Annotated in this window: 21 protein-coding genes; 12 read left to right on the plus strand and 9 right to left on the minus strand. The window is 73.8% G+C overall.

All coding sequences use genetic code 11. The annotated features are described in order from the left end of the window. Nucleotides 1–559: 559 nt before the first annotated feature. Both EDF42_RS06510 and ybaK read right to left on the minus strand, forming a co-directional pair. Nucleotides 560–3,181, minus strand: coding sequence for an ATP-dependent Clp protease ATP-binding subunit (locus EDF42_RS06510; RefSeq protein ID WP_123671782.1), 2,622 nt, complete (start codon nt 3,179–3,181; stop codon nt 560–562). A 95-nt stretch (nt 3,182–3,276) separates the two neighbouring features. Next, nucleotides 3,277–3,762: a Cys-tRNA(Pro) deacylase gene (gene ybaK / locus EDF42_RS06515; protein WP_123339622.1), complete on the minus strand. Its 486-nt coding sequence runs from the start codon at nt 3,760–3,762 to the stop codon at nt 3,277–3,279. A gap of 66 nt (nt 3,763–3,828) precedes the next feature. Here ybaK and EDF42_RS06520 point away from each other — a divergent pair, with 66 nt between their 5' ends. Further along, on the plus strand, nt 3,829–4,134 hold the full coding sequence (locus tag EDF42_RS06520; protein ID WP_123671783.1) for a DUF6412 domain-containing protein: 306 nt from the start codon (nt 3,829–3,831) through the stop codon (nt 4,132–4,134). Nucleotides 4,135–4,197: 63 nt separating this feature from the next. Continuing rightward, on the plus strand, nt 4,198–4,941 hold the full coding sequence (locus EDF42_RS06525; protein ID WP_123671784.1) for a membrane protein insertase YidC: 744 nt from the start codon (nt 4,198–4,200) through the stop codon (nt 4,939–4,941). Nucleotides 4,942–4,969: 28 nt separating this feature from the next. Here the strand turns inward: EDF42_RS06525 and EDF42_RS06530 are convergent, their stop codons facing one another. Next, nucleotides 4,970–5,185, minus strand: coding sequence for a hypothetical protein (locus tag EDF42_RS06530; RefSeq protein ID WP_123671785.1), 216 nt, complete (start codon nt 5,183–5,185; stop codon nt 4,970–4,972). Nucleotides 5,186–5,280: 95 nt separating this feature from the next. On the opposite strand from EDF42_RS06530, the gene EDF42_RS06535 reads away from it, so the two are divergent. Together EDF42_RS06535 and EDF42_RS06540 are read left to right on the plus strand one after the other, a co-directional pair. Next, nucleotides 5,281–6,309 carry a hypothetical protein gene (locus tag EDF42_RS06535; protein ID WP_148067631.1) on the plus strand — a complete coding sequence of 343 codons (1,029 nt, stop codon included), beginning with the start codon at nt 5,281–5,283 and terminating at the stop codon, nt 6,307–6,309. A gap of 212 nt (nt 6,310–6,521) precedes the next feature. Beyond that, nucleotides 6,522–7,883: an MFS transporter gene (locus EDF42_RS06540; protein WP_111084056.1), complete on the plus strand. Its 1,362-nt coding sequence runs from the start codon at nt 6,522–6,524 to the stop codon at nt 7,881–7,883. Between the two features lie 389 nt (nt 7,884–8,272). On the opposite strand, the gene EDF42_RS06545 is transcribed toward EDF42_RS06540, so the two are convergent. Then, nucleotides 8,273–10,348, minus strand: coding sequence for a collagen binding domain-containing protein (locus tag EDF42_RS06545; RefSeq protein WP_123671787.1), 2,076 nt, complete (start codon nt 10,346–10,348; stop codon nt 8,273–8,275). Nucleotides 10,349–10,443: 95 nt separating this feature from the next. Then, the gene (locus EDF42_RS06550) at nt 10,444–10,917 is read right to left on the minus strand and encodes an NUDIX domain-containing protein (RefSeq protein WP_260235176.1); all 474 of its coding nucleotides are present in this window, start codon (nt 10,915–10,917) and stop codon (nt 10,444–10,446) included. 163 nt (nt 10,918–11,080) lie between these two features. On the opposite strand from EDF42_RS06550, the gene EDF42_RS06555 reads away from it, so the two are divergent. Continuing rightward, entirely contained in the window at nt 11,081–11,977 is an 897-nt protein-coding gene (locus EDF42_RS06555; RefSeq protein ID WP_123339615.1) for a universal stress protein, read from the plus strand. Here EDF42_RS06555 and EDF42_RS06560 read toward each other — a convergent pair. The 3 genes from EDF42_RS06560 to EDF42_RS06570 all read right to left on the minus strand — a co-directional run bounded on the left by EDF42_RS06560 (nt 11,925) and on the right by EDF42_RS06570 (nt 14,403). Then, nucleotides 11,925–12,869, minus strand: a complete 945-nt coding sequence (locus EDF42_RS06560) for an SGNH/GDSL hydrolase family protein (protein WP_185040799.1) — start codon at nt 12,867–12,869, stop codon at nt 11,925–11,927. The two genes, EDF42_RS06555 and EDF42_RS06560, sit on opposite strands and share 53 nt — an antisense overlap. Nucleotides 12,870–13,003: 134 nt before the next feature. Beyond that, a complete protein-coding gene (locus tag EDF42_RS06565; protein WP_111084060.1) occupies nt 13,004–13,360 on the minus strand; it encodes a PRC-barrel domain-containing protein in 357 nt (118 codons plus the stop codon). A 50-nt stretch (nt 13,361–13,410) separates the two neighbouring features. Beyond that, entirely contained in the window at nt 13,411–14,403 is a 993-nt protein-coding gene (locus tag EDF42_RS06570; protein ID WP_123339613.1) for a glycosyltransferase family 9 protein, read from the minus strand. Between the two features lie 100 nt (nt 14,404–14,503). Here EDF42_RS06570 and EDF42_RS06575 point away from each other — a divergent pair, with 100 nt between their 5' ends. From EDF42_RS06575 to EDF42_RS06605, 7 genes are read left to right on the plus strand one after another with little or no spacing between them, the layout of a single operon-like run. After that, complete coding sequence (locus EDF42_RS06575) at nt 14,504–15,070, plus strand: HAD family hydrolase (RefSeq protein ID WP_123339612.1); 567 nt, start codon at nt 14,504–14,506, stop codon at nt 15,068–15,070. Continuing rightward, the gene (locus EDF42_RS06580; RefSeq protein ID WP_260235178.1) at nt 15,067–16,143 is read left to right on the plus strand and encodes a glycosyltransferase family 9 protein; all 1,077 of its coding nucleotides are present in this window, start codon (nt 15,067–15,069) and stop codon (nt 16,141–16,143) included. The genes EDF42_RS06575 and EDF42_RS06580 overlap by 4 nt, the downstream gene beginning before the upstream one ends. A gap of 53 nt (nt 16,144–16,196) precedes the next feature. Further along, nucleotides 16,197–17,198 (plus strand): glycosyltransferase, encoded by a 1,002-nt coding sequence (locus EDF42_RS06585; RefSeq protein ID WP_123671789.1) that lies wholly within the window; start codon nt 16,197–16,199, stop codon nt 17,196–17,198. Continuing rightward, on the plus strand, nt 17,195–18,526 hold the full coding sequence (locus EDF42_RS06590; protein ID WP_123671790.1) for a glycosyltransferase: 1,332 nt from the start codon (nt 17,195–17,197) through the stop codon (nt 18,524–18,526). Before EDF42_RS06585 ends, EDF42_RS06590 begins: the two co-directional genes overlap by 4 nt. After that, entirely contained in the window at nt 18,523–19,143 is a 621-nt protein-coding gene (locus tag EDF42_RS06595; protein WP_123671791.1) for an SIS domain-containing protein, read from the plus strand. Before EDF42_RS06590 ends, EDF42_RS06595 begins: the two co-directional genes overlap by 4 nt. A gap of 59 nt (nt 19,144–19,202) precedes the next feature. Next, nucleotides 19,203–20,585 (plus strand): PfkB family carbohydrate kinase, encoded by a 1,383-nt coding sequence (locus EDF42_RS06600; RefSeq protein ID WP_123671878.1) that lies wholly within the window; start codon nt 19,203–19,205, stop codon nt 20,583–20,585. 35 nt (nt 20,586–20,620) lie between these two features. Continuing rightward, complete coding sequence (locus EDF42_RS06605; RefSeq protein WP_123671792.1) at nt 20,621–21,325, plus strand: SDR family oxidoreductase; 705 nt, start codon at nt 20,621–20,623, stop codon at nt 21,323–21,325. A 339-nt stretch (nt 21,326–21,664) separates the two neighbouring features. Here the strand turns inward: EDF42_RS06605 and EDF42_RS06610 are convergent, their stop codons facing one another. Further along, nucleotides 21,665–22,762 (minus strand): glycosyltransferase family 9 protein, encoded by a 1,098-nt coding sequence (locus EDF42_RS06610; RefSeq protein ID WP_123671793.1) that lies wholly within the window; start codon nt 22,760–22,762, stop codon nt 21,665–21,667. Nucleotides 22,763–22,908 lie beyond the last annotated feature (146 nt).

The raw sequence follows: 22,908 nt of genomic DNA on the forward strand, positions 1-22,908 counted from the left end.
GAATGCATTCCGCGGTCACCGGAGGAATGTCCGACGACGCGGTACTGAATGACTTCCGGTACCGAGAGCGTCGCACCGACCGCCGACATTCTCCGGCGACGATCGACGCAGTCCGATCGCGTGCGCGGAGCACACGGATCGGGACCGATCGGCGATCGACGGAGCCGGTTCGACGCGAGCCAGAACGGCTCAGCGCGAGGTGTCAGGCGACGGACTCGTCACGAGACGAGGATCGGAGGACACAGATGTCAGCAGAAGGCGGAACGCTCCGGGTCAGCGGACGCGGAACGGGGTGCCGACGCGTCCACGGATTCCACGGAACGGAGTGGTTGCGGTGATCATCATGGTCGGCCCCCTTTCGGTCTCGAGCTGTCGGAGTCGTCCCCCGGCTGAAGTCCAGCGGTTCGCGACGAGTGAACACTATCGGCACCACAATTCGCAGCGCAACCCCTTTCTCCGATTTCTCCGGAATTGCATTCCCGAACACCACGCTGTCGTACCCGGGCGCGACGAAGGCCCGGTACCGAATCGGTACCGGGCCTTCGTGGGCGAACGGCTGCTACAGCGTCGCGGGTTCCACCACCGCTGCCGTCAGAACGTCGCCCACGACGTCGATCCGCACGGTGTCCCCGGCGGTCACGCCACCGTCGACCACGAGCGTCGCGATGCGGTCGTCGACCTCGCGCTGGATGAGCCGGCGGAGCGGACGGGCGCCGTACTCGGGCTCGTACCCGTGCTCGGCGAGCCAGTCGACCGCTGCGTCGGACACGGAGAGCACCATGTCCTGCGCGACGAGCCGCAGCGCCGTGTCCTGCAGGAGCAGCGACACGATCGACGTGATCTGCGACCGGTCGAGCTTGCGGAAGAGCACGATCTCGTCGATGCGGTTGATGAACTCCGGCCGCATGGCCTCGCGCAGCTTGCCCATCACCCGGGCGCGGAGGTCGTCCTCGCCGAACCCGTCGGTCGTGCCGACCGGCGCGAAGCCGAGGGCGCCCGACCGCGAGGCCAGGAACTCCGAGCCGATGTTCGACGTCATGATCACGACGGTGTTCCGGAAGTCCACCGTGCGACCCTGACCGTCGGTCAGTCGACCGTCGTCCAGCACCTGCAGCAGCAGGTTGAACACGTCGGGGTGCGCCTTCTCGACCTCGTCGAGCAGGATCACCGAGTACGGGTTCCGGCGCACGCGTTCGGTGAGCTGCCCGGCCTCGTCGTAGCCGACGTACCCGGGAGGCGCCCCGACCAGCCGCGAGACGGTGTGCCGCTCGCCGAACTCGCTCATGTCGAAGCGGAGCATGGCGGACTCGTCACCGAACAGCGACGACGCCAGGGCCTTCGCCAGTTCGGTCTTGCCGACGCCGGTCGGGCCGAGGAACAGGAAGCTCCCGACGGGTCGACGCTGGTCGCCCATGCCGGTCCGGCTGCGTCGGACGGCCTTCGCGATCGCCGCAACGGCGTCGTCCTGGCCGACGACGCGTTCGTGCAGTTCCTGCTCGAGCACGGCGAGCCGCGAGCGGTCGCCCTGGGTCAGGCGCGTCGCCGGGATGCCGGTGGCACGCGACACCACACCGGCGATGTCGCGTTCCGTGATCGAGGTGCCCACGGATTCGGGACGGGAGGCGCGGGGAGCGTCCGCCGACGTGGCGGCGGCGATCCGGGCCTCCAGTCCGACCGTCTCGTCGCGCAGGCGCGACGCCTCTTCGTACAGCTCCTCGGCGACCGCGCGGTCCTTCTCGGCCAGCAGCTCGGCGACCTGGTCGCGCAGGGCCTCGACGTCGACGGCACCCGAGCGGGCGAGCCGGCGCCGTGCGCCGGCCTGGTCGATGAGGTCGATGGCCTTGTCCGGCAGGTGCCGGTCGGTGACGTACCGGTGCGAGAGTTCGACGGCGGCGCGCAGCGACTCCGGCGTGTAGACGACGCCGTGGTGCTCCTCGTACCGGGGTGCGAGGCCGGTCAGGATCGCGACGGCGTCCTCGACGCTCGGCTCCCCGACCGTGACCGGCTGGAAGCGACGCTCGAGTGCGGCGTCCTTCTCGATCCGGCGGTACTCGTTCAGGGTCGTCGCGCCGACCAGGTGCAGGTCGCCGCGGGCGAGCCGGGGCTTGAGGATGTTGCCGGCGTCCATCGAGCCGCCCTCACCGCCGCCACCGGCGCCGACGACGGTGTGGAGCTCGTCGACGAAGACGATGAGCTCGTCGGCGTGCGCCGCGATCTCGTCCATGGCCTTCGTCAGGCGCTCCTCGAAGTCGCCCCGGTACCGGGTGCCGGCGAGCATGCCGGGCAGGTCGAGGGCGACGACCCGCTTGCCCTGCAGCAGCGAGGGGACGTCGCCGTCGACGATGCGCTGGGCGAGTCCCTCGACGATGGCGGTCTTGCCGACGCCGGGCTCGCCGATCAGGACGGGGTTGTTCTTGGTGCGACGGAGCAGGATCTCGACCGCCTGCTCGATCTCGTCGGCGCGACCGATGACGGGGTCGATGTGGCCGTCTCGGGCCCGCGCGGTGAGGTCGGTGCCGAACTGGTCGAGGGTCGGGGTGTCGCTGTCGCTGTCGCTGTCGCTGTCGGTGTCGGCCGTTCCGGTCGTTGCACCGGTTCCTGGCATGGGGCGCCCCTCTCGTGCTGCTGCCGCGGCCTGCTGGGCGTAGTCCTGCATGGCCTGTGGGGTGACGCCGGCGCTGGCGAGCAGCTGCCCGGTGACGGTCTCCTGGTCGGTCACGAGCGCGAAGAAGACGTGCTCGGGGTCGGTGTAGGTGCTGCCGAAGCCCCGCGCGGCCTGGGTGGCCTCGACGAGGATGCGCTGCGCCGTGCCGGTCAGGGCCGGGCGGCCGGTCTGCTCGGGCTGCGGCTCGCGGGCCATGGGCAGGCGCTGCTCGATCTCGGCGGCGAGGCGCTCGGGGTCGACCCCGGCGGAACGGACGACGGCGTCGAACGGCTCGGTGCGGACGAGCACGTGCAGCAGGTGCAGCGCGTCGAGCTCGTGCTGCCCCTGCGACACCGCGTACTCGGCGGTGTGCTGGAGCAGCTCGTGGGTGCGGCGGCTGAGGAGCCGCGTGATGTCCACCGGTCGGCCGAACGCACGGGGGCGCTGCGGGTCACCGGTGTTCTGCGCCGCGAGGAGGCGGGCGAGGAACTCGTCGAACGAGTCACTGCCGCCGGTCGGGCCGAACGTCTCTGGCAAAGGGACCTCCTGGGGAACTTGAGTGCCTTCGACTCAATGCAACGCAGGAGTGCCGGGTTCATTCCCGGTGGTGGGAAAACTTGCGGCGACTCGACTCAGGTCCGCGCGATCGCCGCCGAGATCGCGTCGGTGACCCGCGCGAGGTCGGCCGGAGCCACCTCGATGTCGAACCCACGGCGCCCGCCGGAGACGAAGATGCTGTCGTACGCCAGGGCCGACTCGTCGAGCACGGTCCGGATCCGGGACTTCTGGCCGACCGGGCTGATGCCACCGACGACGTACCCGGTGCGCTTCTCGGCGAGGGCCGGATCGGCCAGCGTCGCCTTCTTGCCACCGACCGCCGCCGCGATGGCCTTGAGGTCGAGCCGGTTCGCCACCGGCACGATCGCCACCGCCAGTGCGCCGTCGACCGAGACGACCAGGGTCTTGAAGACCTGCTCCTCGCGGAGCCCCAGGGCGGCGGCGGCCTCCTCGCCGAAGTTCGTGGCGCTCTCGTGGTGGTCGTACACGTGCGGCGTGTACGACACCCCGGCTCGGTCGAGCGCGACGGTCGCTGGGGTGCTCGGCGAACCTGCGGTCATGCGGCGATCCTCTCCCGCGCTGCCGTCCTGTCCGTGGCGGCACGCGGGCGTTACGCTGAACCGACCATGACCGTCGCCCTGCTGATCCTCCGCGCCGCCGCCGCGCTGGTGCTCGGTGCGCCCACAGGGGGCGACCCCGCAGCCGGCGTCCTGCCGCTGCTGGCGGTGGCCGCGCTCGGCCTGACGGCCGTCGCCGTGGCGGTCGTCGTCGCGCAGGTCCTGGCCACGGTGCTGGCGACGGTGCTCGGGCTGCAGGCGACGGGCGTCGAACACGCTGCGGTACCGGACCTCGTCACCCGCATCGCGTGGAGCCACCCCGATGCCGACGGGCACGTCCGATCGCGTGCCCCGGGAGTCGTCGCCCCGGCCTGACCACCGACCGGTGGCCGGGCCTCTCGCGCCCCCTCCTGCGAACCACCACCGATCGGAACCGTCATGGACCTGTCCACCCTGCCCCTCGTCGGCCCGCTGCTGCACGGCGGCGCGGACCTCGTCGCCGCCCTGACCGCGGCGCTCTCCCCCGCCACGGGCTCGTTCGCCGCGGCGATCGCCGTCGTGCTCCTGACCCTGGCCGTCCGGGCCGCGCTCGTGCCGCTGTCCGTCCTGCAGGTCCGAGCGGAGCGCGACCGACGTCGGCTCGCGCCGCAGCTCGCCGCCCTGCGGAAGCGCCACGGGAAGAACGCCGAGCAGTTGCAGCGCGCCGTCCAACAGCTCTACACGAACGAGAAGGTCTCACCCCTGGCCGGCTGCCTGCCCGTCCTCGCGCAGGCTCCGGTGCTGTCCCTCGTCTCCGCCCTGTTCACGCACGCGTCGATCGGCGGCACAGCCAACGCCCTGCTCGAGGCCACCCTGGTCGGGGTCCCGCTCGGGCACTCGCTCGTCGTCACGCTCACGTCGCCACTGTGGGTGCACGCCTGGGGCGTCGTCCTGCTGCTGGCCGTGCTCGCTGTCGTCGTGGAGCTCAGCCGTCGCGCGAACCTGCGCTGGAACCCGGTGCCGACGCCTGAGCCGGGCGCACAGGTGCCCGGTGCGGCAGCGACCGCTGTGATCGGACGGTTCGCGCCGTTCATCACGGTCGTGTTCGCCGCGATCGCCCCGCTCGCCGCCGCGCTGTACGTCGTGACGAGCGCCGCGTGGACGGCAGGCGAGCGGGCCGTGCTGCGCCGGGTGATCCGCTAGTGCGGGGCGCGTGGCGACGGGCCCGGCGTCAGCCGCCCTGGCCCTCCTGCTGCGGCCCCTGGTCGACCGGGTCGTACTCGGTGCCGCGACCCTGCTCCTCGTCGGCGGTCGGCACGTGGCGCTCCGTGCCGGTCCCGCCGGGGCTCGTCGCCACGTAGTCGGCCTCGCCGGACTGGGTGTCGTGGCTCAGTGGCTCGAGGGTCTCCGGGTCGACGTCGTGTCGCGGTTCGGGTTCGGTGCTCATGCGTCACGCCTACTCCCCTCGTTCTGGGTGCGCGCCGCCGCCCCGGCAGTGCCACGATGAAGGGAGACCACGCGACCGGCAGATCGGGAGTGCGCATGGCCCACGACGACGTGGCAGCGGAACGGGCACGGCTCGAGGCCGTCGCCTGGGGAGCGGCATCGAGCCCCGCCGACGCGGCGCGCGCCCGGATCGCGCTGCAGGACCTGGCGAGCGGGCGGCGGTCGGGTGGTCGGCGAGCGGGCGCGGGCGTCGTCTCCGCCACCGTGTCGGACGAGCGGCCGGGAGGCACGACCCCAGCCAGCGGGCAGGTCGCATCCTCCGATCGGTCGGCTCCGCTGCCCGGCTCGTCGCCGGAAGGGTCGGCTCCGCTGCCCGGCTGGTCGCCGGAACGCCCGGCCCAGCAGTCCGGCTCGCCGGAACCGTCGGCCCCGGAGCACGGCCGGTCGCCGGGACCGTCGGCCCCGGGGCGCGCGGCGGCTGTCGCGGAACCGGACCCGTCCCCGCGAACGGAGGCCGGATCGTGGGCGGCGACCGAAGCCCTGGAACCCGACCGTCCCGACGACGCGGGTGACGACGTCGGGGGTGAGCCGGGCCTCCCGGTCGGACCGACGCGACGGTCCCGGTGGCGCACGCTGCTCTGGACGGAGCGGCCACGCGTCTGGATCGCGCTCGGCGCGGCAGCGGCGGTCGGTGTGGCGTTCGCCGCCGGCACCGTCGTCGGGCCCGTCCGCGGCGACGTCGCGGCGGCACCGAGCGTCACGCCGACGGCGGGCACGGTCACGCTCGAGCAGCTGCTCGACGTGCCGCAGACGTACGCCGACCAGCTGCCGGGGCCGGTGGAGGCGCCCGTCAGTCTGCACTCCACACGGCTCGTGTTCACGAACCGGGCACTGGACGGCGGCTCGTTCGACACGCCGTGGGCCGTGTGGGCAGGGGTCGGCACGGACCGGTCGACGATCTGCCTGGTGGCGACGGCGAACCGGATCGAGTCGTCGACGGCGTGCTTCCCCCGCGAGGCGGCACTGCACGGCTCGGTGTCGATGTCGGCGCAGTCGATGAGCGGGACGTTGACGATCGCGCTCCGGGGTGGCGGCGTGCAGGGTCGGGTGACGAACGAGAACTGAGGGCGCGGATTGTTGGAGCGCTCCGAGAATCTCCGCTGACCCCCTCGCGGGCTGCGGTCCATCGTGCAACACTGGATGGGCGCACTCGCCGTGGAGTCGTACCCACATCACCCACATCCACAGCGAGCGCGCCCCGCAGACCTCCCGGTCATCGTCGTTCCCCCGAACGGCACCGACGCGCGTTCGCCCGTGCCCCGGAGGAGGTCAGCAGCGTGTCCACCAACACCACCACCTCGGCCGTGTCGACGAACACGCGGCCGATCACCGTCACCACCCAGTCCATCGTCGGCATCGCCGTGCTCGGGCTGGCCACGTTCTTCGCCATCACCACCGAGCTCATGCCCGTCGGGCTGCTCGGCACGATGAGCGCCGACCTCGGTGTGTCCGAGGCCACCATGGGCATCGTCGTCACCGTGTACGCGGGCGCCGTGGCACTCCTGGCGCTCCCGCTCACCGCCTTCACCGCGAAGCTCCCCCGCAAGGCCGTGCTCGTGTCGACGCTCGTCGGCTACACGGTCTCGAACCTCATGATCGCGTTCGCACCGTCGTTCGCCGTCGTGTGCGCCGGACGGGTCGTCGGCGGCATCGCGCACGCGCTGTTCTTCTCGGTCGCCTCGGCGTACGCCACCCGGATCGTGCCGCCGCGCCTGGCCGGTCGCGCCATCGCGTTCGTGTACTCGGGCAGCTCGCTCGGCTTCGTGCTCGGCGTGCCCGTCGCCACCTGGGTCGCGCAGCACATCGGCTGGCGCCCAGCCGTGTTCTCGATCGGTGTCGCCGCCGCCGTGCTCGCCGCCGTGGCGCTGCTGTTCCTGCCCGCCGTCAGTGGTGCCTCGTCGCCGCACATCGGGTCCCCGAAGGCCTGGGCGCGCACCGGGCTGCTGTCCGTCGTGATCGCCGACCTGCTCCTGTTCGCCGGGCACTACGTCGTCTACACCTACGTCGGGCCGTACGCGATCGACGCCGGACTCGACGCCTCGATGGTGAGCGGTGCGCTGCTCGTCCTGGGCGGCACCGGGGTGATCGGCCTCTGGCTCGCGGGCATGTTCGTCGACCGGGCACCCCGCCAGACCCTCATCGCCGCCGTCGCCGTGATGGCCGTCGCGTTCGCCGCGATGCCGTTCGTGCACGGCTCCCTGGTCGGCACGATGGTCGTCGCCGGCGTGTGGATGGCCGCGAACGGCACGACGGGCACGCTCTTCATGGCCGCCGCGATCCGCTCCGGAGGCGTCTCCCCCGACATCGCCGGTGCGCTCATCAACGGTGCGTCGAACATCGGCATCGCGGGCGGTGCTGCCATCGGTGGGCAGGCGCTCGGGATCGTCGGGTTGCAGTACCTGCCGTTCGCTGGTGGTGCCGTGCTGCTCGGGTCGCTCGGGGTCGTCGTGCTGGCGCGTCGGGGCTTCCCGGTGCACACGGTCGGGCAGGAGCACCTGTCGACGTCGTCGATCGAGGCGATCACGTCCTCGCTCGCGGTGGTCACCACGTCGGTGCCCGTCGTCGGTCGGGCGATCCAGACCCTGACGGGCTCGGTCGCGACGGTCACGGGCTCGCACCGCACGCACCGCACGCAGTAGCGCGGAGTGTGGGCGGGGGCGTCGGACCCGTGCGGCGCCGAGGTTCCGAAATCTCGGCATCTCGGCGGTTCTGGCGCTGATCCGCGGAACCTCGGCGGTGGATTGGCGGCATGTCGTGGAACCTCGGCGGCGAGGCCCGGGCGTGGCGTCGTCGCGGTGGAGTGTGGCGGCGTGTGGCGAGGGGTCACGACGACATGCCGTGTGCGTGGCGCTGAGGTTCCACGAACGGCCGCCGGCGCCGCCGAGATGGGCAGATTTCGGAACCTCGGGGGTTGGGCGGCGGCGTGTCGTGGGGCGGCGGCGTGGCCGTGCGACCCCGGGGCCCGGGGCGTGCACCGAGGGGAAGGGCGGGCCGGCATCGCGCCGGGCCCGCCCTTCGTCGTGACCGATCAGTCCTGCAGGTGGCTCCGGCGACGGTTGCGCACCGCGCGGAACGTCAGCAGCGCCGCACCGAGCAGCACGAGCACCCCGGCCGCGATGAGCCCGGGCTTGAGGTCAGCACCGGTGTAGGCCAGCGGCCCGCCGTCACCGACGTCACCCGAACCAGCGGCCGGCGCGTTGCCCGAGCCTCCGGCAGCCGGCACGGTCGGGACCGCGGTCGGCGAGTTGCTCGGCGTCGGCGCACTGGGCGACGGCGACGGGACCGGGGTCACCGCGGCCTCGACCACGAAGGCGAGCGGGGTCGCAGCACCCTCCTCGGGCGTGACGACGGTCACCGGAGTGGCGCCGTCGACGTCGACCGTGATCGTGTACTCGGTCGTCGGCTGCAGGTCGACCAGGTCGAACGCGCCGTCGGGGTCGGTGGCCACGGTCACCGGCGGGCCGGCCTCCGGGTCGGTCGGTGTCGCGACGACGTCCACGCCGGCGACCGGGTCGCCGTTCGTGTCGGCGACGGTGCCGGGCTGGTCGGTCGTGACGACCTCGGGCGCGGCGGGGGTCTCGAACGGCAGGTCCGACGTGACGCTGGTGCCGGCGGTGGCGGTGACGTCCGTGTTGGCGGTATTGCCGGTCGCACCCGCGGTGGGGACCACCGTGCGGACCGTGTAGGTACCGGCAGACGTGGCGAAGGTGTAGCGACCGTCGGCGTCGGTGGTGGCCGAACCGACAACGGCACGGGACTCGTCGAGGAGCTCGACGACCACGCCGGCGGGCACGGGCGTCCCGTCGAGGGAGACGATGCCGGTGATCGTCGCGATCACGGCGGGCGGGGCGACGATCGGCTCCGGCTCGACCGGTGCTGCACCGGCGTCACCGGTGGTGATCGTCACGGGCGGTTCACCGGCCACCGAGACCTCCACGGCGGTGTCCGCGGGAAGGTCCGACGCGGTGTACACGCCGTCGCTGTTCGTCGTGGTCTCGATCGGGTCGCCCCCGGGGACGTCGATGACGACGGGCACGTTCGCCACGGGGTGGTCCTCCGCGTCGGTCACCGTCCCGATGACGGACGTCGTGTCGTCCGGCGACGTGAACGCGAAGTCGGCGGTCTTGTCGACGCCACCTGGTGTGCCGGAGACGGCGAGCGAGACACCCGTCGCCACGGCGTCACCGTCAGCACCCGCCGGCGGGGTGATCTCGACGCGGTAGTTCGCGATCACCGGCAACTGCGGGAACACGTAGTTGCCGTCGTCGTCGGTGGTCGTCGTGTACACGGTGCCGCGGGGTGCAGTCACGGTGACGGTGGCTCCCGGGATCGGGGTGCCGTCGAGGGTCGCGGTGCCGCTGATCGCCGCGGTGCGGTTGGCGAACCAGGTCTGGTACACCGGGAACCCGCTGCGCTGCTGGTACGTGATGGTCAGGCTCGTCAGCGACGCGGTCGGCGTGAACCAGGCCGAGGCGCCCGCGGTGTCCGACGCGGCGGCGTTGCCGGTCAGCGTGCGCGTGGCGGCGTCCCAGGTCGGCTGGTCCTGACCGGTCGTGCCGTCCGGATCCGGCGAGCAGGACCATCCGGCAGGGCTGGACGCCGAGCACGAGTTGTAGGAGCCCTGGTACCCGAGCTGTTCGGCGGTCGCCGCACCGCCGTCGGCCACCGTGGCCGAGATCGTCGCCTGGTCGGCGTCGATGTCCCCGAGGACGAACGACCAGCTCTGCGCGCCGGGCGTCGCGCCGTCGAACGTGTAGGTGGTGGTCGACGCCGAGTCCCCGTTGGGACGATCAGCCTGCGGCCGCTGGTTCATGTACGTCTGCGCACGACTCGTGCCGTAGACCCCACCGACCGGCGTCCCCGCCGACTGCCACGTCGACGCCCCGCTGATCACGGTCGACTGCCGCGAGTTCGAGGTGAACGTCGTGGCGGGGAACCCGGGCAACGTCATCGTGCCCGTGTACGCCTTCGACGCCCCGCTCAGGGTGAACGTGCCCCAGTTGCCCGCGGGCTCCGCCGAGGCGCTCGTCGCACCGCCGATCGCGAGTCCTGCTCCGAGTGCGAGGGCGGTGAGCCCCGCCGTGACCGCGCGCCAGCGCCGCATGTGTACTCCCCTGGTGATGACGCCGGCGTGCCCCGACGTCCGTGCAGGCTATCCAGACGGCGCGGACCCGGTCCACACCGACACCACATCGTGACTCAGGCGGGTCCATCGAGCAGCACGAGCAGCGCGTCCACCGCGGCGACCTGGCCCGCGACGAGCATCTCTCGCGCCTCGGCGACCGGCACCCACCGGGCGTCGTCGACCTCCGGCACGTCGACGAACCGTCCCGAGCCACGTGGCAGCTCGAGCCGGACGGTGTTGCTCCGCACGACGGCGACCTCGAACCCCGGGGCCGGCGCGGCGAACACCCGCACGCGCTTGCCCGAGGCCTGCCGGAACTCGCCCAGGTCCGTGACGTCGTCGGCGGCCACGGGCGCGGGGACCCCGGTCTCCTCACCGAACTCACGCAGGGCCGTCGCGAGCGGGTCCTCGTCGGGTTCGACGAGTCCCTTCGGGATCGACCAGGCACGTGGCCGGTTCCGCCAGAACGGCCCGCCCATGTGCGCGACGAAGACCTCCGGCCCGGCCGGACCGGTCCGGTGCAGCAACAGTCCGGCGCTCACCACCACGCCCGCGAGACTACGCGGCGTCGGACGGGAGGCCCGGCCCACGTCCGCCGCCCGCGGTCACCGCCGCGCACGGCCGGTTCCACCGCCCCCGTCCGGAGTACCGTGTGGCGCACGGAGCGCCAGGTGACGCCCCCGAAGCCTGCGACGGAGGAGGCCGATCGGGATGGACGAGCGATGGACGACGGTGACGTTGGCCGCCGATGCGGCGATGCCCCACGACGAGGCCCTGCGGTGGATCGTGGCCCGCGCCGGTGCCGGTGTCGAGCGGCTGCGGATCATCGGCGCCGACCACGCGCTGGAGGGTCGGACGCCGGTCGCCGATCAGCTCGCCGAGGCTGCGCGGACGGCCCTGCCCGGTGTGGCGGTCGAGGTGCACCGGCACGCGGGCCCGTTCGCCGCAGCCCTGGTCGAGGAGTCGGACGGCGGTGACCTGCTCGTGATCGGGAGCTTCCGCCACCGGCGCGGATCGACGGCCGGCGGTGACCCGGCGCGGGTCGCCGAGCGTGCTGCCGTCCCGACCGTGGTCGTGCCGGAGGGTCCGCACCCGATCGACGGTGACGTGGTGCTCGCGGTGGAGGACCCGATCGACGAACGTGCGGTGTCGATCGCCGTCGACGAGGCCGTCCGGCGGAACCGACGGCTGACGCTCCTGCGTGCGTGGGAGATGCCCGTGCTCACCCGGACCGGGCTGACCGACTTCGCCGAGGACCCACTCCGGTGGCGCACCAGCAACGCCGAGCTGCTGCAGCGGGTGACGTCCGTGCTGGCCGCGCGGTACCCGTCACTCCGCATCCGTCCGCTGCTGGTCGAGGGCCACCCGGGGCACGCGATCGCGTCGCACACCCGCCGCGCGTCGCTGGTGGTGCTCGGCCGCGGCCACGTGCGCGCACTCTCGGGCTCGCTGCTCCACGACGTCGTCCGCGAGACGGCAGCCCCGGTCTGCGTGGTCCCGCCGGCGGCGCACGCGGACAGCCGAGCGGCCACGGCGACCGAGACCGCCGGTGGGATCAGCCGGCGAGGGCGCGGATCGCGGCGGCCATCCGCGCGGTCAGGTACGTGACGCCGCGCTCGTTCGGGTGCAGGGCCCCAGCCTTCAGGTCGATCTTCCGCAGGTCACCGGAACCGGTGAGCGTCACCCCGGCCACGTAGCGCTTCGACGCGGCGCACGGCGAGTGGTCCTGCGTGCTCGCGAAGACGTCGACGAACCGGACCCCGGCGGCAGCGGCAGCGGATCGGGAGACCTCGTTGAGTTCGTCCTGGACACCGTGCAGGTACTCGACGTCGGTGTCCGTGAAGGGGTAGGTGTCCGACGGGAACGAGCCCGCCAGGGTGCCGAGGTCGAGTGCGGACCGGAAGCAGCCCTTCGCGGGGGTGTCCTCGGCGTCCGGGAAGATCGCCGGGTAGCCGAGGAACACGACGACGGCGTTCGGGGCGGCCCGCTGCACGGCGCCCAGGGTGTCGGCGATGCCGAGGGCCACGCGCGACTGGATCTTCACGGCGAGCTGGTCGACACCGTCGTGCACCAGGGTGCTCTCGCACGACGGGGCGTCGCGACCCGAGAACACCGGGCCGTCCGCGGAGATCGCCAAGCACGAGGCCGCCGTGCCGAACAGGTCCGCATCGTTGCCGCCGATCGTCAGGGTCACCAGTCGGGTGCGGTCGGACAACGACTGGATCTGGGGCGGGACGCCCTTGAACTGGTGGCCCGTGGTGACGTCGTCGCTCGTGGCGCCGGAGCAGGTGACGTCGGTCAGGTCGAGCCCGAACTGCGCCGCGAGCCGGTGCGGGTAGTCGCGCGCCGACTGCACGCAGGCGTTCGAGGGCAGCCCGGTGCGGTCCCCCAGGCCGTACCCGGCCGAGTAGGAGTCGCCGAGCGCCACGTACTCACTGCCCGGTGGGATCGCGTCGAGCGTCTCGGCGGGGTCGGCGGTCAGGGGGTACGGCTCCGGCACCGGCCACATCGGCGCCGCGGAGGCCGGCGGCGCGCCGACGGACCCGCCGAGGCCCGCCGCCACGAGACAGACGGCGCCGACCACCGCCAGGGCGGCGCGCAGTGGTCGGCGGGTGATGCGGAGCAGTTCCGGCCTCAGCGGCGTCCGAGGCGACGCTCGCCGCCGCTGCCCGTGCGGTACTCGAGGCCGTAGTGCTGGAACAGCTCGGGCTCGGTCGCGGCGTCGAGCTCACCGTCGGTCGCGATCGAGGGTGCGTCCTTCACGAGCTTCTTCGGGAAGGTCACGCGCAGGTGCTTCGGCGCGACGGTCGCCCCGACGAGGGGGACGAACACGAGCTTCTGGAAGCCGACCATCCCGGTCGTGAGCGCACCGAACGCCGGCTCGGACGTGGCGGTGTCGTAGTAGATGCTCTCGAGCGTCCCGACCTTGTCCTCGGCCTCGTCGACGACCGGCAGGCCGATCCAGTCACGGATGTTGGCGGCTTCGAACACGAAGGACTCCTTCCGAGTGCCCGGTGGGTCCGGGTGGCTCTCGGTCGACGCTACCGGTCGGTCGCCTGTGCGGTCACCCCGAGCACGTCGAGCCGGTCCACCGCGGCGAGCACGTCGGCCGCGCCGACCGCCAGGATCGCCGGGTCGGGGTCCTCGGCGAAGACGTCGCCACGCCGGACCGAGGCATCGGTGAGGACGATGTGCGGACCCGACGCGGGCGGTCCCCAGGCCTCCGGCGGCGCCGGGCCGAAGAGCACCACCGACGGCACCCCGTAGGCGGTCGCGAGGTGCGCCGCACCCGTGTCGACGGTGACGACGAGCCGTGCCGCGGCGATGACGCCCGCGAACTCCTGCAGCTCCAGGGAGCCGGCCAGGACCGCCCCCGGCGCCAGGCCGGCCACGTCCGCGACGGCACGTGCACGGACGACGTCGTCCGCGCCTCCCGTCAGGACCACGTCGGCACCGCGCTCCCGCAGTCCGCGCACCACGTCGGCGAAGCGGTCCGTGGGCCAGTGCCGCGCCCCGTGGAAGGCACCGACGTGGACGACCGCGGCGTCGGCGACCACGGGCGGTGCCGCCGGGCGGTCGACGGCCACGTCGTCGGCGTCGGCGGGGACGCCGTGCCAGGTGAGCAGGTCCGCCCAGCGGTCGCGTTCGTGCACGTCCGTCGGCCACTCGGGACCGTCGTAGCCGTGGGTCGGGTCGGCGTGCCCGATGACCCGACGGGGCTGCAGGGCAGCGATGAGGTCGGACGACTCGGGGCCGGCGCCGTGCAGGTTCACCGCGACGTCGACCGTGCCGGCGGGGACGTTGATCGGGTGGTCGAGGCCGTGCTGCGCCAGGTGGACGTCCACGGCGGGGACGAGCTCGACGACGGGTGCCAGCCACGCGGTGGTCGCGAGGGTGATGCGGTGGTCGGGGAAGGCCCGTCGCAGGGCGCGGAGCGCGGGGACGGCGACCAGGAGGTCGCCGAGCTTGATGGCGCGGAGGACGACGAGTTCCGGGCGTCCGTCGGCGGCGGGCAGGGTCTCGAGTGCGGTCACGGGCGCGACGGTAGGCGGTGCCCGCTGGTGGCGTGGGCAGCGGGCGCGTTCCCCGGCTGTCCTGAACCGGCACGCGGCCGCCGACCGGTACTCCGGTGCCATGCCCCTCGCACCGGACCGCGCGATCCGCGGCCTGCTCTTCGACCGCGACGACACCCTCGTCGTGGACGTCCCGTACAACGCCGACCCGCGCCTGGTGGTGCCCGTCCCCGGTGCCCGTCGCGCCGTGGAGCGGGCTCGTGCAGCCGGGTTGTTGCTCGGCGTGGTCACGAACCAGTCCGTGGTCGCGAAGGGCCTGGCGACGCGCGAGCAGGTCGACGCGACGAACGCCCGCGTGGACGCGCTCGTCGGACCGTTCGACGTCTGGTGCGTCTGCCCGCACGACGCCGGCGACGACTGCGCCTGCCGGAAGCCGCGGCCGGGCATGGTCCTCGACGCCGCCGAGCGACTCGGGGTCCCGCCGGAGGCGCTCGTGCTGGTCGGCGACATCGGCGCCGACGTGCAGGCGGCGCGGGCCGCAGGGGCGCAGGGCGTGCTCGTGCCGACCCCGCGCACGCGGCCCGAGGAGGTCGACGACGCCGAGACCGTCGCGGCGACCCTCGCCGAGGCCGTCGACCTGGTGATCGCCGCGGCCGGACCGTCGACCGTCGAGACGGACCGGGCGTGAGCCGTCCCCGCGTCCTGGTGGCGCGCCTCGACTCGTTCGGCGACGTCCTGGTCGCCGGCCCCGCCGTCCGCGCCGTCGCCGCCGGGGCCTCGCACGTCACGATGCTGTGCGGGCCGCAGGGCGCCCCGGCCGCCGAGCTGCTGCCCGGCGTGGACCGCGTCCGGGTGTGGGCAGCGCCCTGGGTCACCGAGACCGCGCGGCCGATCGACGACGCCGTGCTGGCCGAGTTCCGCGCGCTCGTCGCCGAGGAACGACCCGACGAAGCGGTCGTCCTCACCTCGTTCCACCAGTCGCCGCTGCCCCTGGCGCTGCTCCTCCGCCTCACCGGTGTCCCCCGCGTCTCCGGGGCCTCGGTCGACCACCCGGGGTCGCTCCTCGACGTCCGCCTGCGACCCGGCGAGGACCTGCCCGAGGACGTCCCCGAGCCCGAGCGCGCGCTCCGGATCGCCGACGCGGCCGGGTTCCGGCTGCCGCCGGAGGAGGACGGGAGGCTCGTGGTGCGTCACGACGCCGTCGCACCCCGGTCCGTGGCCGGGCTGGGACGGTACGTGGTCGTGCACCCCGGCGCCAGCGTCCCCGCCCGGTCGTGGCCGGCGTCGCACCACCGGGAGCTCGTCGCCGCCTACGCCGAGCGTGGCGTGCCCGTCGTCGTCACCGGCTCCTCCGGGGAACGCGACCTCACCGCGGCCGTCGCCGGCGCCACCGGCATCGACCTCGGCGGTCGGACCACGCCCGCCGAGCTCGCCGCGGTCCTGGCCGGTGCCGAGGTCGTCGTCGTCGGCAACACCGGGCCCGCGCACCTCGCCGCGGCGGTCGGCGCACCGATCGTCAGCCTCTTCTCGCCCGTCGTCTCTGCCGTCCGGTGGGCGCCGTACGCACCGCTGGTCGAACTGCTCGGGGACCAGGCCGCGCCGTGCCGGCTCAGCCGGGCCCGAGAGTGCCCCGTCTCCGGCCACCCGTGCCTGTCCACGGTGCGCATCGAGGACGTGCTCGCGGCCCACGATCGACTGCTCGACCGCGCTTCGCGGATGGAACCGAGAAGTCTGCGGAGCGCGCCAGAAGGTGCTGCGTAGCGTCCGCCACTGCTCCCCCTTCTGCTCGTGCCCGACCGACCGAAAGGCTCCGCATGCGCATCCTCGTCTGGCACGTGCACGGCGGCTGGATGGACGCGTTCGTCCGCGGCCCGCACGAGTACCTGATCCCCACCACGCCGGTGCGCGACGCCTGGGGCCTGGGACGTGGTGGGCGCGCCTGGCCGGCGTCCGCGATCGAGATCGACCCCGCCGACGTCGCCGACGCCGAGGTCGACGTGGTCGTCCTGCAACGCACCGAGGAGCTCGACGCGGCGAAGCGCCTGCTCGCCGGCCGCGACGTGCCGATCGTCTTCGTCGAGCACAACGCGCCCCGCGTCGACGTGCCGGACAGCCTCCACCCGTTCCGCGACCGCGACGACCTGACCATCGCGCACGTCACGCACTGGAACGCGCTCATGTGGGACTGCGGCACCACGCGCACCACGGTCGTCGAACACGGCGTCGTCGACCCCGGCCCGCGCTACACCGGCTCGCTCGACCGCCTCGGCGTCGTCATCAACGAACCCGTCCGTCGGGACCGCGTCGTCGGCACCGACCTGCTCCCCCGCTTCGCGACCGTGGCCCCCGTCGACGTCTGGGGCATGGGCACCGAACGGCTGCCGGAGCTCGGCTTCGGCGACGCCGTGGTCGCCCGCGGTGACGTGCCCTCGGACCCGATGCACACGGCACTCGCCGAACGCCGCGCGTACGTCCACCCGAACCGGTGGACCTCGCTCGGCCTGTCACTCCTCGAGGCGATGCACCTGGCGATGCCGGTCCTGGTGCTCGCGACGACGGACGCGGCCCGCACGGTGCCGGGCGAGGCCGGCGCGATCGCGACCGACGTCGAGGAGCTGGTGCGGGCCTCCCGGATCCTCGTCGAGGACCCCGACGAGGCGCGCCGACGGGGTGCCGTGGCGCGAGAGGCCGTGCTCGCTCGGCACGCGCTCGGCCGCTTCACCGCCGACTGGGACGACCTGCTCGACGACGCCGTGACCCGCGGCACCGGACGCGACCGTGCCGCTGGCGCCGCGTTCGAGGGGAGCCTCCGATGAAGATCGCGATGGTGTCGGAGCACGCGAGCCCGCTCGCCGTGCTCGGCGGCGTCGACGCTGGTGGACAGAACGTCCACGTGGCCGAACTGTCCGGGGCGCTCGCGGACCGCGGGCACCAGGTGACCGTCTACACCCGGCGCGACGACGCATCAGCGCCAGTCCGGGTGCCGCTGCGTCCGGGGGTCGACGTCGTGCACGTGGACGCCGGTCCGGCACGGCACGTGCCGAAGGACGAGCTGTTCCCCTTCATGGGGACGTTCGCGTCGGTGCTCGCCGCGGAGTGGTTCGTGGACCGGCCCGACGTCGTGCACGCCCACTTCTGGATGTCCGGGCACGCGGCACTCGACGCCGTCGCGCAGGTGCAGGCCCGGACCGGCGGCACCCGCATCGCCGTCGCGCAGACCTTCCACGCGCTCGGCGTCGTGAAGCGTCGGCACCAGGGCTCGGCCGACACGAGTCCCGCGGAGCGTGAGTGGCTCGAACCGGCCGTCGGACGGAGCGCCGACCAGGTCGTCGCCACGTGCTCCGACGAGGCCTTCGAGCTCAAGGCCCTCGGCGTCCCCCTGCAGCGCATCTCCGTCGTGCCGTGCGGCGTCGACGTGGCGCTGTTCCGCCCCGACGGGCCCGTCGAGGAGCGCGACCGTCCGCAGCGGGTGCTCACCGTGTCGCGGCTGGTCCGGCGCAAGGGCGTCGGCACGACCATCGCCGCCCTCGCCGCCCTGGTCGCCGAGGGGCGCGACGTCGAACTCGTGGTCGTCGGCGGTGCCGGCGTCGCCGGGGCCGACCTGGTGGACGACCCCGAGTACCAGCGGCTCGACGCGCTCGCCCGATCCCTCGGGGTCCGTGACCACGTGACCTTCCGCGGACAGCTGGGACAACACGAGATGCCCGCCGTGTACCGGAGCGCCGACGTCGTGGTCTGCGCACCCTGGTACGAGCCGTTCGGCATCGTCCCGCTCGAGGCGATGGCCTGCGGTCGACCCGTCGTCGCGTCGAGTGTCGGTGGGCTCATCGACACCGTCGTCGAGGACGGCACGGGCCTGCACGTCCCGCCGCGCGACGAGGCCGAGGTCGCCGCGGCCGTCGGCTCCCTGCTCGACGACCCGGAACGCCGCGGAACCCTCGGCCGGGCCGGCCGTGCACGCGCGGAGTCGCGGTACACGTGGCAGAAGGTCGCCGCGGACAGCGAGCGCGTCTACGAGCGGCTGCTGGCCGGTGCCGTCGCCGTGGCCGCACCGACCACCACGGCGGGCGCACCGACGCGCACCGCCACCCACGCCGGACGGGTCCCGCCTGCCGCACAGCCGACCGAGAGGACCGCCCGATGACCATCGACCAGCAGCCCGGCATCGACGAGCACACCACCGCGAGTGCACGCATCGTGCTCGACCACGTCGCCGCCTCGGTCCCCGTGATCGCCTCGCTCGTCGACCACCACGACCACATCGCCGCCTGGGCCGACGACATCGCGGCCCGACTCGTGGCTGGTCGCCGCCTGCTCGCGGCGGGGAACGGCGGGTCGGCCGCCGAGGCGCAGCACCTGACCTCGGAGCTCACCGGACGGTTCGACGGCGACCGCCCCGCCTACTCCGCGATCTCGCTGCACGCGGAGACCTCGGCCGTCACGGCGATCGGCAACGACTACGGCTTCGACCAGGTCTTCGCCCGACAGGTGTCGGCGCACGCCCGGGCGGGTGACGTCGTCGTGCTGCTGTCGACCAGCGGCAGGAGCCCGAACCTGCTCCGCGCCGCCGAGGCCGCCCGCGCCGTCGGTGCCCGGACGATCGCGATGACCGGGCCCCGGCCGAACCCCCTGGCCGAGGCCGTGGACGACGCGATCTGCATCGCGGGGCTGCCCGCCAACGTGCAGGAGGCGCAGCTCGTGCTCGTGCACGCCCTGTGCCGGGCGATGGAGCCCGCACTGCGCCGCGGGGTACGGCGATGACGCCGCAGCGACCGGCCGCGCAGCGACCGGCCGGGCCCCACCGCGCGGAGGGTCGTCGCCTGCGGATCGTCGTCGTCGGCGACACGTTGCTCGACGTCGACGTGGCCGGCACCAGCGATCGGCTCAGCCCGGATGCACCCGTGCCCGTCGTCGACGTCACGACCGACGACCGCCGCGCCGGGGGTGCCGGTCTCGTCGCCACGATGCTGGTGCGTGACGGACACGACGTCACCCTGGTCACCGTCCTGGGAAACGACGCCCGCGCGCAGGAGCTCCGCGACCTGCTCCCCGACGTCACCGTGGTCGCCGGGCCCTCCGGTGCGCCGACGCCGGTGAAGACCCGCGTGCGCGTCGTCGACCACGCGCTCGTCCGCATCGACGAGGGCTGTGCGACCCCGCCCGTGCCCGAGGCCACCGACGCCATGACGGCCGCCCTCGACGGCGCCGACGCGATCGTCGTCGCAGACTACGGCCGCGGGGTCGCCGCCGCTCCGGCGCTGCGGGAGGCCCTCGCACGCGTCGCCGAGCACACCCCCGTGGTCTGGGACCCGCACCCGAAGGGCGCCGCACCCGTTCCCGGCATCACCGTGGCCACCCCGAACGCCGCCGAGGCACGCCGGTTCACCGACGTCGACGGCCACGGCGTGCCCGTCGCGACCGTGCCCTTCGCGACCGTGGCCGCCGCGGCCCTCGTCGAGCAGTGGGGCGTCGGCGCCGTCGCGGTGACGCTCGGCGACCGCGGAGCACTCCTCGCCGACGACCGTTCGGACAGCCGCTTCGTGCCAGCGCCCTCCGTCACCGCCGGGGACCCGTGCGGCGCCGGCGACCGGTTGGCGGCCGGTGTCGCCGTGGCGCTGGCCGGTGGAGCGGACGTCCCCGCCGCCGTCGCCGCCGGCGTGGTCGCGGCCTCCGAGTACCTGGCTGCCGGTGGCGTCACCGCGCTCTTCGCCGACGACGGCCCCGCGCCGCTCCGGGTGTCCGGAGCCGACCACGACGCGCTGCGCACCGTGCACGAGGTCCGGAGCGCCGGCGGCACCGTCGTCGCGACCGGCGGCTGCTTCGACCTGCTGCACGCCGGGCACGCCCGCACCCTGTCGGCCGCGCGGGCACTCGGCGACTGCCTGGTCGTGTGCCTCAACTCGGACACCTCGGTCCGGGCGCTCAAGGGTCCGGACCGGCCGATCATGACCCAGGACGACCGCGTCGAACTGCTGCTCGCCCTGGACTGCGTCGACGCCGTCGTGGTGTTCGACGAGCACACCCCCGACGAGGCACTCCGCCGGTTCCGCCCGGACGTCTGGGCGAAGGGCGGCGACTACACCGCGAGTGAGCTGCCCGAGGCCGCGACCCTCGCCGAGTGGGGCGGACGCGTCGTCACCGTCCCGTTCCACCCCGGCCGCTCGACGACCCGGCTCGCCGCGGCCCTCGAACACGTCGGCTGAGCCCGACGGATCCACGCCCCTACGGAAGGAAGTCCATGCCCGTCCCCACCACCCCCATCGGCCGCGTCCTCGTCACCGGCGGCGCCTCCGGACTCGGCGCAGCGGTCGTCGCCGCGGTCGTCGAGGCCGGCGGCACCCCGATCGTCCTCGACCTGCGCGTCGACGCGGTGTCCGAGGGCATCGACGCCGTGGCCGTCGACGTGTCGGACACCGACGCGGTCGAGCAGGCGGTCCGCCAGGCGGCCGAGCGTCACGACGGACTCGACGCGGTCGTGACCGCCGCGGGGATCGACACCCCGGCACCGATCGACGCGATCTCCTCCGGCAACTGGGAGAAGATCGTCGCGGTCAACCTCATCGGCACCGCCTCGGTCGTCCGCGCCGCACTGCCCGCCCTCGAGGCAGCGCACGGACGTGTGGTCACGATCTCGTCCTCGCTCGCCCTGCGCGGCGTCGGCGACGGCACCGCCTACTCGGCCTCGAAGTTCGGCGTCCGCGGCTTCTCGCAGGCCCTGGCCGCCGAGACCGCCGGCCGCATCGGTGTCACCAACGTGATCCCGGCCGGCATGCGCACGAACTTCTTCGCCGACCGCACCGAGCAGTACAAGCCGGGTCCGGACGCGCAGCTCATCGAGCCGGAGTACGTCGCGAACGCGATCCTCTTCGCCCTGTCGCAGCCGGCCGGCTGCGAGATCCGGGAGGTGTCGATCATGCCCGCGACGGAGCCGAGCTGGCCGTAGGCGCTCGCTGCGCGCCGCGCCGTTGCCTGGCGCGTTGGTCGTCGCCTCGGTGCGGCCGGGAGGCGCGGTGCCGGTCGTGCGCCGGGCCTCCCGTCCGGCGGTCTTGTCACGTTGCCTGCACGGTGCGGCTTGCGTCGTCTGGTGCGGGGTTGACGGCGTGGTGCGCGCTTGCAGCGCCGCACGCAGCGGTCAACCGCGCACGGGGTGGGGACGTGCGCACGGTGCGGCTTGCGTCGTCTGGTGCGGGGTTGACGGCGTCGTGCGCGCCTGTGGCGCCGCACGCAGCGGTCAATCGCGCACGGGGTGGCGACGTGCGCACGGTGCGGTCAGACGGTGCTGTCAGACGGTGCGGAGCAGGTCGGCGACGTCGTCGAGGACCAGCTGCGGGTGAACCTCGTCGACGTAGGACGGGTCGTGCGCGCAGCGCTCGGCCGTCCACCCCACCTGCGTGACGTCGATCCCGCAGACCGGGCAGCGCGTGACGCAGGACAGGTGCACGCGGTGGCGCCCGCGGTCGAACGGTCCGGCGTTGACGACGTTGCCGAACCAGAACACGCCGACGGTGGGCGTCCCGACGGCGACCGCCAGGTGCCGCGGACCGGAGTCGTCGCCGACCATGACGTCGGCGGCGGCGAGCACGGCGGGGAGCTCGCGGAGCGGCACGGCACCGGTCAGGTCGTGGACGCCTCCGGCGAGGTCGGCGGGGAGCGCGTCGACGATGGCGGTCGACGCCGGCACGTCGGACGCGTCGCCGACGAGCACCACGTCGTCCCCGGCGGCGAGCCGGACACGGGCGACCTCGGCGAAGCGCGAGGGGCTCCATCGGCGGCGCGGGTCCGTCGCTCCGGGGTGGATCGCCAGGAGCCGGGCGCCGTCCGCGGCGACGCCGAGCCGCTCGCGGACCGCCGCCCGCTCGTCGTCGGACACGCGCACCCGCGGGTCGAGCGTGACGGGGGCGGCACCCGCGAGCGACACGACCTCGAGGGCACGCAGGACCTCGTGCTGGTAGTACACGTAGCGCACCCAGCGCTCGAGGACCTCGGCGTCCTCGGTCGCGGTGCCGACGGTGTGCCGGGCGCCGAGCCGGAGCAGGAACGGGTTCGAGTTGCGGCCCCCACCGTGCAGCTGCACCGCGAGGTCGAACCGGCCGGACAGCCGCGCGAAGAAGTCCTCGGCATCAGGAGCGTCGTCGCCGGCGTCGCGGACACCCGGTGCGACCGGGAGCTCCTCGAAGGCGTGCACGGCGTCGTTCCGGCCGCCCAGGACCGCTGCCGCGGCGGGCGTGCCGAGGAGCGTGGTGCGCGCGTCCGGGTAGGCGGCGGCGAGGGCCTCGAGGGCCGGCACGGCGAACATCAGGTCGCCGAGGCCCCCTCCGCGGAGCACCGCGATCTCGGTCACGCCGTCGAACCGTTCTCCGCCCACACCGATCTGCTGCACGCCTCTCGTCTACCGGTCGGATGCCGGTGGGACGTCCAGCACCGGGCGGCGGACGGCCTACCGATGGACACGAAGCGCGGAGTCGAGTCGGCACACAGCGGTGTCCGAGCACCGTCTGACCCCCGTAAGCCCTCCGGAAGGACACC

The organism is Curtobacterium sp. PhB172, assembly GCF_003752545.1.
GTDB lineage: Bacteria > Actinomycetota > Actinomycetes > Actinomycetales > Microbacteriaceae > Curtobacterium.